Origin of the sequence: Bradyrhizobium sp., assembly GCF_035935975.1 — a bacterium.
GTDB lineage: Bacteria > Pseudomonadota > Alphaproteobacteria > Rhizobiales > Xanthobacteraceae > Bradyrhizobium.
Genome location: NZ_DASYWN010000010.1, coordinates 289,036 through 303,279 on the forward strand (window position 1 = coordinate 289,036; position 14,244 = coordinate 303,279).

Sequence of the window (14,244 nt, forward strand, 5' to 3'; positions counted from 1 at the left end):
TATGGGAATACCGACGCGTGCGCGGTGCTCGCGCCTATTCCCGTCGGTCGGCCGCGCCGCCCGAGAATAATTTCCATGCTTTCTTGAAAGACAGCTTGCGTTCTTTCGGCGTCGCAAGCGGCCTGGAGACAGTCACTGGGCCGCCAGGACCCTGGATTTCTTCCGATCCATCTTCTCGACGATCTCAAGCTCGCCGTCATCGGCAAGTTCTTCATCCTGCCGATCGTGTTCCGCGTGCCGTCTTGGACTGAGCCATTGGGAGACACGGTCGAGATAGAGATAAACCACCGGCGTGGTGAAGAGCGTCAGGACCTGGCTGACCAGGAGACCGCCGACCATGGCATAGCCGAGCGGCTGGCGGAGCTCCGAACCGGTCCCGTGGCCCAGCATCAACGGGACGCCGCCCAGCACGGCCGCCATCGTGGTCATCAATATGGGGCGGAAGCGCAGCAGGCAGGCCCGGCGGATGGCCTCGAGCGGCGACAGGCCCTGATCCCGCTCCGCGACGATCGCAAAGTCGACCAGCATGATGCCGTTCTTCTTGACGATGCCGATCAGCAGGACGAGGCCAATCAGCCCGATCAGGCTGAAGTCAAAATGGAACAGGAGGAGCGTCGCCAGGGCGCCGACACCGGCCGACGGCAAGGTCGACAGGATCGTCAGAGGATGGATGTAGCTCTCATAGAGCACGCCGAGGATGAGATAGACCACGATCAGCGCCGCAACGATCAGCAACGGCACGGAGGAGAGCGACTCCTGGAACGCCTTCGCCGTGCCCGCGAAAGTGGAGGTAATGGCGGCCGGCACGTTCATCTGCCTCTGCACCGCGTCGATCGCCTGCGTCGCCTGGCCGAGCGCGAGGTTGGGAGCGAGGTTGAAGGAGATCGTGACCGCCGGAAACTGGCCCTGATGGTTGATCGCCAGCGGACGCACCGGCGCCGTGGTCCACTTGGTGAATGCCGACAGCGGCACCTCTCCCCCCGTCGTCGGGGAACGCAGGTAGATCTGCTCCAGCGTGGACGGATTCTTCTGCAGCGAGGGCAACACCTCGAGGACGATATAGTAGGTCGACAATTGGGTGAAATATGTCGCGATTTCCCGCTGCCCGAATGCATCATACAAGGTCGCATCGATCACGTCGGGGGTCAGCCCGAAGCGAGCGGCCTGATTGCGGTCGATCGACAGCGTCAGCGTCGTGCCCGACGTCTGCTGATCGGAGGCGACGTCGCGCAGCTCGGGCATCTCCTTCATTCTGGACAGCAGCCTGGGCGCCCATCTGTTCAACTGATCCATGTCGGTCGACTGCAGGGTGAACTGGAACTGCGTCCGCGACGCCCGGCCGCCGACACGGACGTCCTGCGCCGACTGAAGGTAGAGGCGCGCGCCCTGAACCTTCGCCGTCTGAACCTGCAGGCGACGGATGACCTGGTCGGCCGAGTCGGCGCGCTCATCGCGCGGTTTCAACGTGATATACATCGTGCCGTCGTTGAGCGTATTGCCGCTGCCGCCCATCCGCATCGCCATGTGGTCGATCGCGGGGTCCTTCAGCACGATCGCGCCGATCTCCTGCATGTGCTTCGCCATGTCGGCAATCGACACGTCCTGCGAGGTCTCGACGATGCCGGTGATCAGCCCGGTATCCTGCTGCGGGAAGAACCCCTTCGGGATGATCACGAACAGGTAGACCGTGAGCCCGATGGTCGCAAAGAACACCATCAAGGTGGCGAAGCGGAAGCGCAGCACGAGATCGAGGCCGCGCTCATAGCCGTCCACGAGGGCCTGGAACATTCGCTCGCTGAGCATGTAGAGCCTGCCGTGATGCTCCTCATCGTGCGATTTGAGGAAGCGCGACGCCATCATCGGCGTGAGCGTCAGCGACACCAGGGCCGACACGGCGATCGTCATCGCGAGCGTCACTGAAAATTCGCGGAACAGGCGGCCGATGATGCCGCTCATCAGCAATAGCGGAATCAGCACCGCGATCAACGAAACGGAGATCGAGATGATCGTGAAGCCGATCTCGCCGGCGCCCTTGAACGCGGCGGCCATCGGCGTCTCGCCCTCCTCGATGTAGCGGGTGATGTTCTCCAGCATCACGATGGCATCGTCGACCACGAAGCCGACCGCGATGGTGAGGGCCATCAGGGACAGATTGTCCAGGCTATAGCCGGCCATCCACATCAGCGCGCAGGCGCCCAGCAGCGCGAGCGGCACCGTGATCGACGGGATGATGGTGGCCCAGACGCTGCGCAGGAAGACGAAGATCACCATCACGACGAGGCCGATCGTCAGCGCCAGCGTGAACTGCACGTCCTTGACCGCCGCGCGGATCGTCTGCGTGCGGTCCGACAGCACCGAGACCTTGATGGCGGGCGAAATGCCCGCCTGCAGATGCGGCAGCTGCTTCATGACGTTGTCGACGGTGTCGATGACGTTGGCGCCGGGTTGCTTGAAGATAACCAGGAAAACGCCGGGCTTGCCGTCCACCCAGCCGTACTGGGTATTGTCCAGCGGTGCGCTCACGGCGTGGCCGATGTCGCCGACGCGGACGGGACTGCCGTTCCGATAGGCGATGACGATGTCGTTCCAGGCCTCGGCCTTAGTGAACTGATCGTTGGCATAGACGGTGTAGGTGCGGGTGTCTCCGTTGAGCGTTCCCTTGGGATTGTTGACCGATATCACCGAGAGCGGCGCGCGCACGTCCTCCAGCGACAGGCCCTTGGCGACCAGCTTGGCCGGATCGATCTGGACACGGATCGACGGAGCCTGCTGTCCGCCGACGCTGACCTGGCCGACGCCGCTGATATGGCTGATCGCCTGCGCGAGCTTGGTGTAGGTCTCGTCCGACACCTGCGTCATCGGCAGCGTCGTCGATGTGGCACCGAGCGTGAGGATGGGCGAATCGGCCGGATTGACCTTTCTGTAGGTCGGCGCGCTCGGCATGTTCTTGGGCAATTGCCCGCTGGCCGCATTGATGGCGGCGAGCACGTCGGACCCGGCACCGTCGATGTTGCGCGAGAGGTCGAACTGCAGAACGATCTGGGTGGAGCTGGTCTGGCTCTGCGACGTCATCTCCGAGACGCCGGGAATAAGGGCGAACTGCGATTCGAGCGGCTGCGCCACCGATGACGCCATCGTCTCGGGATCCGCCCCGGGCAAGCTGGCGGAGACCTGGATGGTGGGGAAGTCGACTTCCGGCAGCGGCGCCACCGGCAATTGCGGATAGGCGATGATGCCGACGAAGACGATGCCGACCATCAGCAGCGACGTCGCGATGGGGAGGCGAATGAAGGGAGCCGAGATGCCGCCAGCCATGTCAGTCAGCCGATCCGGTCTTGGTTCCACTCTCGGTTCCACTCTTGGCCTGAGTGGCGCTGCTGCTCGTGTCCGTCATCGGTGCGGCTGCAGCGACCTGCGGCTTCTCGTCGACCAGCGCACCGTCGAACAAGCGGGACTGCCCGGCCACCACGATCCTGTCCCCGACGTTCAGGCCTTCGGAGACCACGGCATTTGCATCGCCGCTCTGACTGACCTTGATCGGTTTCGCGCTGACCTTGCCATTGTCGCCGATCACATAAGCGAACAACCCCGACGGCCCGTGCTGCACACCATCCTGGGGCACGACGATGACATCCTTGCGCGTGTCAATCAGCATCCGCGTGGTGACTGAAAGACCCGGCCACAATGCGTTGTCCTTGTTGTCGAAGCGCGCCTTCAGGCTGATGGTCCCGGTGGCCTGGTTCACGGAATTGTCCATGATCACGAGCTTGCCTTGCGACAGCGTTTTGGTTCCGTCCGAGGTCAGGGCTTTCACTGGCACCGCGCCGGAATCATACGCCTTGTCGATCGCCTGCAATTGGTCTTCGGGCTCCGTGAACTGCACGGCGATCGGCTGCAGCTGCGCGATGGTGACGATCCCCGTCGTATCGGCGGCATGCACGATGTTGCCGGGGTCAACCAGGCGGAAACCCGTTCGTCCGCTGATCGGCGCCTTGATCGAGGTGTAGCCGAGATTGGTCTGCGCATTGTCGATGGCGGCCTGGTCGCCCTTGATCTGCGCCGTCATCTGATCGACCAGCGCCTGCTGGGCATCGAGATTCTGCTGGGTCTCGAACTGCTGTTTCGCGAGCTTCTGAAAGCGCTCCAGGTTCAACTGGTCGTTCTTCAGATTGGCCTCATCCTGGGCCTTCTTCGCCACCGCCTGCTCAAGAGCTGCGATAAAGGGACGCTGATCGATCTCGAGAAGCGGATCGCCCTCCTTCACCATCTGACCCTGCCTGAAGAACACTTTCGTGATCTGACCGTCGACGCGGCTCTTGACCGTCACCGTCTTGAACGGGGAGACGACTCCGAGGCCGTAGGTGTGGACGGGAAAGTCGGCCTTCCTCACCTCGAAGGAGGTGACGGGGATCCTGGCCGGGGCCTGAGTGGAGCTGCCTTGCGCGGATGCTGCGACGGGCTTGACGCTTCCGACGAGCTCATACCAGGCGCCACCGCCCAATGCGGCTGTCGCCAGGATTCCAAACAGCGTGAGGCTGAGCTTCGGTCGCCTTGTCATATCCATGGCCATCCGGTTGCTTGCGCCAGCCTGCGGGTGAACCTGCTGCTTGCACGTGAACGCACTGTTTGCGTGCTGAACTATCGCGGACAGGTTCGCGACATCAAAATAACGATCGCGTGCGACTTTCTGTACAATCCGTCATGTTCCTCATTGCGAGACTGCAATTGCCGGGACGAAGCGAGAGATCGAAGACGATCGGTGCGCGGAGAAGAAACAAACGGAAATGATATGGACGAGCGTTAAGGATCGCCGCGGCATCACGCCGAATTGCGTAGGCGATGAGGAATTTTAAGGAACGCGCGTCGCGAGTTGGACCTAGCATTGAAATGTCGATGGCAATGCAAAGTGTCATGCGAGGCGCAAGATGACCGCCAATCAGCCGAAGCTCGGGGGAAATATCATACCGTTTCGAAAGCAACCGAAGGACGCGAGAGCTCCGACTGACGACGTCCCGTCCGAGAACATCTTGCGCATACTCGACCTCTCGAAATTCGAACAAGATCGCCGTGCCGTCGACAATGGCGCAAGCATGCGCTCGAACATCGCGGCAATGGTTCTGCTTGGGCTCCTCGTCTTCATCGCGACAGAGGACTTTTACAGAATCGAGCAATCGAACCTGTGCCTGCACAGATGGGAGTGCACCAACTGATCGATCGGCGCAGGCGCCGGCAATCGCACTCGCCCAGGCCGGCGCCGTTGCCGCGGGCGAGTTCAGGCCAGGCAGCGGGAGGTCGAGCCGGTGCGCTGTGCCGCCACGGCTGGCGGGCCATGCGCCAAGCCGCCCTCTCCCGCCATTGGCACGCCTGCCCCAATGATGTAACCCGGCCAAAACGCTTGCCAAAACCCTTGCCGGGACGGGACGCTGATGAGTGCGGTTGCCACGGAAGAAGCGGGAGAAGGCACCCGCGCGCTGATCTTCGCGCTGGTCGCGCTCGCCTGCGGACACATGCTCTCGACGTTGCTGCGCACCATTCCCGCGATCAGCCTCGACCTGATGGCGGCGGATTTCCACATCGAACCGCAGGCGCTGGCGAGCCTCACCTCGGTCTATCATTTCGCCTTCGCGGCATCGCAGATTCCGGTCGGGGCCGCGATGGACCGGTTCGGCGTGCGGCCGGTGTCGCTCGCCCTGCTGGCGGGAACCGTGTTCGGCGCCATCGCCTCGGGGTTCGCGACAGGGCCGGAGAGCTTTGCGGTGGGGCAGTTCATGCTCGGCGTCGCCACCTCGGGCATGCTGATGTGCCCGATGACGCTGGCGGCCAAGCAATTGTCGGCGAGCCGCTTCGGGCTGTGGTCGGGTGCGATCCTCTCGATCGGCAATATCGGCATGCTCTTGTCGTCGAGCCCGCTCGCCTTCGTGATCGACAACTATGGCTGGCGCGCCGGGTTCTGGATCTCCGCGATCGGCGGCATCGCCGTCGCGCTCGCGGTGTTCGTGCTGGTGCCGAACCAGCCGGCCGAGCACAAGGACGAATCCTCGCCGCTGTCGCAGATGATCGAGGTGCTCTGGCTCGGCCTGTCGCGACCGCTGCGCGGCCTGATCGCGCTGGCGCTGGTGTCGCTGGCGAGCTCGCTGGTGCTGCGCGGGCTGTGGGGCGGGCCGTGGCTGATGCAGATCAAGGGCCTGTCGCGGGTCGAGGCCGGCAATCAGCTCGGCGCGTTCACGCTGGCGATGATCGCGGGGCCCCTGCTGGTCGGCATGATCGACCGCCGGATCGGCCGCCGCAGGGAGCTCGTGGCCGGCACCCACGGCTTCGCGGCGCTGCTGCTCGCGCTGATGGCGCTGGGAGCGCCGCACCTCGCCGTCGCATGGCTGTTCGGCGTGACCGTCATGCCGCCGCAGTATGATCTGGCACTGTTCGTGCTGATCGGGCTCTTCACCTCGGCGCAGCCGCTGCTGTTCGGCATGTCCAGGCAACTCGTCGACGCGCAGGTCGCGGGCAAGGCACTCGCCGCGGTCAACCTGGCCTTCTTTCTCGGCACGGCGCTGATGCAATCGATCACCGGCGCGGTGGCCGCGTTCGCGGGCTTGCCGGCGGTGCTGCTGTTCATGGCCGCGGCGCTGATGGTCGGCGTGGTGATCTTCCTGATCTTCACGCGGCCTGTCTGAGCCCTTGCGAAATGCGCGAGCACAGGGGATGCTGCGGCGCTATCTGCATCAAGGGAATTCAGCTCCATGCCTGTCGACCACAAAGCCGCTACCGACCGCCTCATGCGCTTCCTCGCCGTCGAGGGCGTCACGGGACAGGAGGCGGCGATCGGGCGTGAGCTTGCCGCCGCGCTGCAGGAGGTCGGCGTGCCCAAGAAGGCGATCCGGCTCGACGACGCCAACAGCCGCATTCCCGTGCCGACCGAGACCGGCAATCTCATCGTCGACCTGCCCGGCCGCGGCGCGCTGCACAACCAGCCGCGGATCATGTTCATGACCCACATGGACACCGTGCCGCTCTGCGCCGGCGCAAAACCGAAGATCTCCGGCCGCAAGATCGTCAACGAGGCCAAGACCGCGCTCGGCGGCGACAACCGCACCGGCTGCGGCGTGCTGGTGACGCTGGCGGCGGAGCTTGCCAAGCAGAAGCTCGATCATCCGCCGATCACGCTGCTGTTCTGCGTGCGCGAGGAGAGCGGCCTCTATGGCGCGCGCCACGTCAAGCTGGAGGAGCTCGGCTCGCCGGTGATGGCCTTCAACTATGACGGCGGCTCGGCCTCCAACGTCATCATCGGCGCGGTCGGCGCCGACCGCTGGACCGTCGAGATCTTCGGCCGCGCCTCGCATGCCGGCGTCGCGCCCGAGCGCGGCATCTCCTCGACCATGATCATGGCGCTCGCGCTCGCCGAGGTGAAGGCCGGCGGCTGGTTCGGCAAGGTGGTGAAGGGCAAGCTGCAGGGCACCAGCAATGTCGGCCCCGTCACCGGCGGCGAGGGCCGCCCGGCGGGCGATGCCACCAATGTCGTCACCGATTACGTGCATGTGCGCGGCGAGAGCCGCAGCCATGACGGAAAGTTCTTCAAGGAGATCACCAAGGCCTACAAGGCCGCGTTCGAGAAGGCGGCCAAGAAGGTGACGAACACGCAAGGCAAGTCCGGCAAGGTCAAGTTCAAGGCCGAGACCGACTATTTTCCGTTCCGCATGAAGGAGAGCCTGCCGGTCGTCAAGCGCGCGATCGAGGCGGTGACCGCAGTCGGCGGCACCCCGAACGTGCGGGCGGCCAATGGCGGCCTCGATGCCAACTGGATGGTCCGCCACGGCATTCCGACCGTGACCTTCGGCGCCGGCCAGAACGAGGCGCACACGGTCGACGAGTGGATCAATCTCGACGAATACGACCGCGGCTGCGCGCTGGCGCTGCAGGTCGCGACGATGCGATGATGCGCGTGGTTCGGTTCGCGCTCGCGGGATTTGCGCTGCTGGCGCTTGCGGGCGCGGCCGGCGCAGAAGAGGACAACAGCGCCTTGCTGGTCGATCTCTTCGCAAAGATCTGCGCGCCCAAGCCGGCCAGGCCGAGCCAGGTCGAGCGCATCGCAAGCAGTCTCGGTTTTGTCAGTGACGGCGGCCCGATCACGGCCGAGATGGAGCGCGGGCCAAAACTCGACCTTCTCTACTCGGCGAAGCTGATCCGGCGGGGCGAGAGGCTCGGCAGCATGACGGCCTATTTCACAGGACCTGACGATGGTCCGAGCGTGACCTGCACCGTGTCGGCCGTCGGCGCCTCTGCCGACGCGCTGCCCGGGCTGATCGAAACATCGTTGAAGGCCCGTGAGCGGACCGACAAGCCGTCCAACGACGACAATCATCGTCTGGCGAGCTGGCGTGTCGGTGCCGACGGCGGCGACACGCTGGAGATGTCGGTGTGGCGAACGTCGCCGCGCCGGGCCTCGATCAGCATCAATTATTTCGCCACCAAAAGGTGAGCGGGATCGCCGCGCCGCGCGGCCTTGTTATGCGTTGCGGACGCGCCTGGCGCATCTACAATGCCGAGTACGAACCAAAAAGAAAAATCGGGAGGCAAACATGCCGCGCATCGCAAATATCGAATCCGCCCTCTACCGGATCCCCCTCCCCGTCACGCTGTCCGATTCCACGCATGGCGAGATCGCGGCGTTCGAGCTGATCACCTGCCGCATTCGCGATGCCGATGGTGCGGAGGGCGTCGGCTACACCTATACGGTCGGGCGCAATGGCGGGGCGACGGCCGACATCCTCAAGCGCGAGATCCCGCCGCTGGTCGAGGGCCGCGAGGCCGACGACACCGAGGCGCTATGGCATCACGTCTGGTGGGGGCTGCATTATGGCGGCCGCGGCGGGCCGGCGGTGCTGGCGCTTTCCGCGCTCGACATCGCGCTGTGGGACCTGAAGGCACAGCGCGCCAGATTGCCGCTGTTCCGCCTGCTCGGCGGTTTCGATGCGCATGTGCCGTGCTATGCCGGCGGCATCGACCTCGATCTCTCGGTCGAGGCGCTGCTGAAGCAGACCGACGGCAACCTCGCCAAGGGTTTTCGCGCCATCAAGATGAAGGTCGGCCGGCCTGATCTCAAATCCGACGTCGCGCGTGTCGCGGCGATGCGACAACATCTCGGCGACGGCTTCCCGCTGATGGCGGACGCCAACATGAAATGGACCGTCGAGGAAGCGATCCGCGCCGCGCGCGCCTTCGTGCCCTACGACCTCACCTGGCTGGAAGAGCCGATCATTCCCGACGACGTCGCGGGCCATGCCCGCATCATGCAGGCCGGCGGCGTGCCGATCGCGGCCGGCGAGAATTTGCGCTCGCTGTGGGAGTTCAAGAACTACATCGCATCGGGCGCTGTGTCCTATCCCGAGCCCGACGTCACCAATTGCGGCGGCGTCACCGCCTTCATGAAGATCGCGCGGCTGGCCGAGGCCTTCAACCTGCCCGTCACCAGCCATGGCGCGCACGATGTCACCGTGCATCTGCTCGCAGCCTGCCCGAACCGCTCCTATCTCGAGGCGCACGGTTTCGGGCTCGACAAGTACATCGAGCATCCGCTGGTGCTCGAGGACGGCAAGGCGCTGGCGCCGTCGCGGCCGGGCCACGGCATCGGCTTCGACTGGAAGGGGCTGGCGAAGCTCGCGCCATAGGCAACGCGCATTGCCGCACGCGAGGCATTCCAAGGCGCTTGATGCGGCGGCCCGATATTCGGCTATGCTGGTGGTTGCCGGCCCTCCCTGTGAAAGACCTCCCTTGACACCCGAGCTGCACCAGAAACTGACCGCGTGGCGCCGGCATCTGCATGCCCACCCCGAACTGTCCCTGCAGGAAAAGGCGACCGCCGCCTTCGTGCAGGACAAGCTCACCGAGCTCGGCATTCCCTTTAAGGCCGGCATCGGCGGCCACGGCATCGTCGCGACCCTGACGCGCGGCACGGCGCAGGGGCGCGTCGGCCTGCGCGCCGACATGGACGCGCTGCCGATCACCGAGGACACCGGCCTGCCCTACGCCTCGACGACATCGGGCGTGATGCATGCCTGCGGCCATGACGGGCACACCGCCTCGCTGCTGGGAGCTGCGGCGCTGCTCGCCGCCGACACGAGCTGGAGCGGCACAGTCGATTTCATCTTCCAGCCGGCCGAGGAAGGCTACGGCGGCTCGCGCGCGATGGTGGCGGACGGACTGTTCGAGCGCTTTCCGATGGACCGGGTGTTCGGCTTCCACAACTGGCCGGGCCTGCAGGCCGGCACCATCGCGGTCCATGACGGCGTCGTCATGGCCTCGGGCGGGCGCGTCACGCTCACCATCGAGGGCCATGCCGGACACGCCGGCATGCCGCATCTGACGCGCGATCCGGTGATGGCGGCGGGCCACCTCATCGTGGCGCTGCAGTCGATCGTGGCGCGCAGCGTCGATCCGCTCGACACCGCCGTGCTCTCGCTCTGCACGATCGACGGCGGCACCGCGCCGAACCAGATCGCGGGCAAGGTGACGATCCGCGGCACGCTGCGGTTTCATCGCGAAGCGGTGAAGGACATTCTGCTCGCCCGCATCAGCGAGATCTGCGCCGGCGTCGCCACCAGCTTCGGCGTCAAGGTCACGCCCGAGATCGTCATGGGTGTCGGCGTCGTCATCAACACGCCTGAGGAAGCGGGTCTTGCGCGCCACGCCGCCGAGAGGGTGCAGGCGCCGCTGCGCCGCGATCTCGCGCCGAGCATGGCCGGCGAGGATTTCGCCTTCTATCTCCAGAAGCGGCCCGGCGCCTTCGTCTGGATCGGCAATGGCGAGCTGCGCGACGGCGCCGAGTTGCATGGCCCGCGCTACGATTTCAACGACGCGATCCTTCCCGTAGCATCGAGCTGGATGGCCGAAGTCGCGAAGACGGCGCTGGCGTCCAACTAGCTAGCCATGCGCGCCGGCCGCCGCCGTCACGCCTCGTCCAGCAGCTCGAACAATTCCTCGACCCGGTCGAACGGGGCGTCGCGCATCTGGCTGTGATAGACGACGCGGTCGCCGTCGCGCTGCAGGGATTTCCGCAGGCGGCCCGGCAGGAAGGTCGCGGCGACCGCATTGGCGCCGACGTCGAGGCGGATGATTCCCCTGCGCTTGCAGTCGAGCCGCAGCCTTGCCGCCGCGAAGAAGTCGCGGGCAACCTTCGGCAATTGCCCGAACCGGCGCGAGGTCTCCTCCTCGAGGTCGTCGAGCTCGTCCTCGTCCCGGCACCTCGCCGCGCGCGCATAAAGCTCGAGCCGCACCGGCTCCGACTGCACATAGGTCTCGGGCAGCATGTCCGCGATCGGCAGATTGAGGTCGGGCACCCACATCTCGACCCGTCCGTCCTTCTCCGAGGCCATCTTCAGAAGATGGCTGTAGAGCACCGGCCCGAACACCTGGACATGGCCGGACTGCTGCTCCGAAAAAAGATCGCCCGCGCCGCGCAGATCCAGATCGCGCTCGCTGATGGCAAAGCCCGCGCCCGGCCGGCTGAATTCCTCGAGCACCGCGAGCCGCTTCTCGGATTGCTCGGAACCCGTCTCGGTGAGCAGAAAGGCGAAGGCGCGGATGCCGCCGCGCCCGACGCGCCCGCGCAGCTGGTGAAGCTGGGCGAGACCAAATCTCTCGGGCCAGCACACCACGATCGTGTTGGCGCGCGGGATATCGAGGCCGCTTTCCACGATGTTGGTCGCGAGCAGCACATCTGCCTCGCCCTCGACGAAGCTCATCATGCGGTCGTCGATCTCGTCGGCCGGCAACCTGCCGTGCAGGCACACGATGCGCAGATCGGGTGCGACCGCCTGCACGCGCGCCAGCATCGGCTCGAGATCCTGAATGCGCGGACAGATCAGAAAGCTCTGGCCGTGGCGCCGCTGCTCGCGCAGCAATGCCGAAGCGATCGCAGCATCGGACAAGGGCGCGATCTTGGTTGCGACCGGAAGCCGGTGCACCGGCGGCGAGGCGATCACGCTGAGGTCCCGGAAGCCGGCAAGGCCGGCGGCGAGCGTGCGCGGGATCGGCGTCGCGCTCATCCAGAGCGTATGGACATTCTTGGCGAGCCCGGAAAGTTTGGCCTTCTCGGCGGCGCCAAAATGCTGCTCCTCGTCGATGATGACGAGGCCGAGATCATCGAACTTCACGTCCTTCGAAGACAGCGCCTGCGTGCCGACCACGATCTTCATCCGGCCGCTGCGCAAGGCCTCCTTGGTCTGGCGCAACTCCGCGCCTGACGTTGCCCGCGACAGATTGCCGACTTCGATGTCGAACGGGGCAAAGCGCTTCTGGAAAGTTGCGACATGCTGCCGTGCCAGCACCGTCGTCGGCACCGCGATCGCCACCTGCCTGCCCGACAGCACAACAGCGGCCGCGGCGCGCAGCGCCACCTCGGTCTTGCCGAACCCCACATCGCCGCAGATCACCCGGTCCATCGGATGGCCGGATGCGAGATCGTCGAGGACATCATGGATGGCGCTCGCCTGGCCGGCCGTCGTGAAGTAGGGAAAGCGCGCGACGAATTTCTCGTAGGCCGAGCCCGGCGGCACCAGCTTGTCCGCCTTTCGCCGCCGGCGCTGACTGATGTGCTTGGCGAGCGTCTTGCCGGCGAGCTGGATCTCCTGCTCGGCCGAGGTGCGGCGCGCCCACCATGTGCTGCCATCCGCCTTGTCGAGCGCGAGCTTGCCGAGCTCGGTCGAATAGGGCCACATCGCCGCGAGATCGGACGGCGGCACCAGCACCGCGTTGTCGCCCGCAAACGACAGCCTGACCATCTCGCGCAAGGCGCCGCCGCCGGTGTTCACGGTCTGCAGGCCGTCGAGCACGGCGAGGCCGCGCTGGAGATGCACCACCACGGTGCCCTGCTCCGGCACGTCGGCATGATCGAAGGCCGCGCTCCAGCTTCGCGCCATCGGCTGTGGATGATGCGCCCTGCTGCCGAGCACGTCGGAAGCCGTCAGGACGACGATCGGCTTTCGCCCGGGCACGACGAAGCCGGCGTCGAGATCGGCCAGCAGCGCCGCCTCGTCATCGCGCGCGCTGGTGGCCTCGTGCCAATCCGCGCAGCGCTCGACCTTCACACCGCTCATCCGCTCCATCGCGCGCAAATCCTCCTCCTGCGCAGCGACGAAGATCAGGCGCGAGCCGGCGCGCTGAGTCTCCTCGACGAAGGCGCGCAGGGCCTTGCGCGCGGATGTCAGCTTGGAGAATTCCGGCGTGGGCTGGAACGGCGCCGTCTGCGGCAGCACCTTCATGCCCCTGGTCGCCTGCTTCCAGTCGCGCCGCGCCAGATATTCACGCTCCCGGTCCGCGCGAGCGCCGGCATCCTCAATGGTACCGAGCCAGGCGTCGGCGTGCGAGGGAACCCTGGCGTCCGCGATCCATTTGGCGCGTCCGCAATAGTCGAACAGCGTCGCGCGCTTGCCGCGGCTCGCAATGGCGAGGCGCTCCGACATGGGATCGACGAGAAGCTCCTTGGTCTCGAAAATGACGTCGTGCTCCCGCGGATCGAACGCCACGATCCGGCTGATGGAGCGCCCCGAATGCTCGATCCGGAACGGGCCGAGCGCGCCCGCGGGAAATATCTCGAAGGTCTGTCCGTGGAACAGGGCACCGCCCGGATAATCCGGCTCGTCCTCCAGATCGTAACCGAGGGCTTGGAGACGCGTGCGGAGCTCGGCTTCCGAGAACGTTCCGCCGACCTTCAGGCTGGTGTTGAGGCGGAGCAGGCTCGCCGGCAGCGGCAGGCGCTCCATCACGGCTTCCGCCGTCGCGATCAGGAAGATCGGCTCTTTGGATTTCGCCAGACGCCGCAGCACGGAGGCGCGCCGGCCTGCGATTTCGTGCGACGGTTCCAGCTGATCGAACGGCAGCGTGTTCAGCCGCGGAAACACCAGGACCTCGCAGGACGGGTCGAGGCCATGGATGACGCTGCCGAGCCGCTCGGCCCTGTTCTCGCTCTCGGCGAGGAATACGAGGCCGCTGCGGCCTGACTGCTTGTACTGCTCGAGCAGATGAAGCGCCATCATCCCAAGCGGCGACGACGACGAGACCGCCCCGCGCTGCGCCGCCTTGCCCTGCTTCGGCGAACGCTTCGCCGGCGATTTCCGCGCTGGCGCGCGCCTCGCAGGGGAACTCCTGGTGGCCGACGTTTTGGCCGGCGCGCTCTTGGTCCGCGCTGTCTTGTTTCGCGCGCTTTGGGCCGCCTGCGTTTTCTTGGAATGCCGCACGTTCATTCGTCTCAAA

9 protein-coding genes are annotated in these 14,244 nt (G+C 65.7%); 6 read left to right on the forward strand and 3 right to left on the reverse strand.

What is annotated here, in order from left to right; all coding sequences use genetic code 11:
• Positions 1 to 132 precede the first annotated feature (132 nt).
• The gene (locus VGR99_RS05020) at positions 133 to 3,315 is read right to left on the reverse strand and encodes an efflux RND transporter permease subunit (RefSeq protein ID WP_326897186.1); all 3,183 of its coding nucleotides are present in this window, start codon (positions 3,313 to 3,315) and stop codon (positions 133 to 135) included.
• A 1-nt stretch (position 3,316) separates the two neighbouring features.
• Positions 3,317 to 4,558 carry an efflux RND transporter periplasmic adaptor subunit gene (locus VGR99_RS05025; RefSeq protein WP_326897187.1) on the reverse strand — a complete coding sequence of 414 codons (1,242 nt, stop codon included), beginning with the start codon at positions 4,556 to 4,558 and terminating at the stop codon, positions 3,317 to 3,319.
• Positions 4,559 to 4,925: 367 nt separating this feature from the next.
• Between VGR99_RS05025 and VGR99_RS05030 the strand changes: the two genes are divergently transcribed.
• From VGR99_RS05030 to VGR99_RS05055, 6 genes are all read left to right on the forward strand, one after another.
• Positions 4,926 to 5,210 (forward strand): hypothetical protein, encoded by a 285-nt coding sequence (locus VGR99_RS05030; RefSeq protein ID WP_326897188.1) that lies wholly within the window; start codon positions 4,926 to 4,928, stop codon positions 5,208 to 5,210.
• A gap of 216 nt (positions 5,211 to 5,426) precedes the next feature.
• Positions 5,427 to 6,671: an MFS transporter gene (locus VGR99_RS05035; RefSeq protein WP_326897189.1), complete on the forward strand. Its 1,245-nt coding sequence runs from the start codon at positions 5,427 to 5,429 to the stop codon at positions 6,669 to 6,671.
• Positions 6,672 to 6,737: 66 nt separating this feature from the next.
• Entirely contained in the window at positions 6,738 to 7,931 is a 1,194-nt protein-coding gene (locus tag VGR99_RS05040; RefSeq protein WP_326897190.1) for a M20/M25/M40 family metallo-hydrolase, read from the forward strand.
• Positions 7,928 to 8,473 (forward strand): hypothetical protein, encoded by a 546-nt coding sequence (locus VGR99_RS05045; RefSeq protein WP_326897191.1) that lies wholly within the window; start codon positions 7,928 to 7,930, stop codon positions 8,471 to 8,473. The genes VGR99_RS05040 and VGR99_RS05045 overlap by 4 nt, the downstream gene beginning before the upstream one ends.
• A 100-nt stretch (positions 8,474 to 8,573) precedes the next feature.
• Positions 8,574 to 9,662: a mandelate racemase/muconate lactonizing enzyme family protein gene (locus VGR99_RS05050; protein ID WP_326897192.1), complete on the forward strand. Its 1,089-nt coding sequence runs from the start codon at positions 8,574 to 8,576 to the stop codon at positions 9,660 to 9,662.
• A gap of 103 nt (positions 9,663 to 9,765) precedes the next feature.
• Positions 9,766 to 10,914, forward strand: a complete 1,149-nt coding sequence (locus tag VGR99_RS05055) for an amidohydrolase (protein ID WP_326897193.1) — start codon at positions 9,766 to 9,768, stop codon at positions 10,912 to 10,914.
• Positions 10,915 to 10,940: 26 nt separating this feature from the next.
• Here VGR99_RS05055 and VGR99_RS05060 read toward each other — a convergent pair whose 3' ends face one another.
• Positions 10,941 to 14,027, reverse strand: coding sequence for a DEAD/DEAH box helicase (locus VGR99_RS05060; RefSeq protein WP_326897194.1), 3,087 nt, complete (start codon positions 14,025 to 14,027; stop codon positions 10,941 to 10,943).
• Positions 14,028 to 14,244 lie beyond the last annotated feature (217 nt).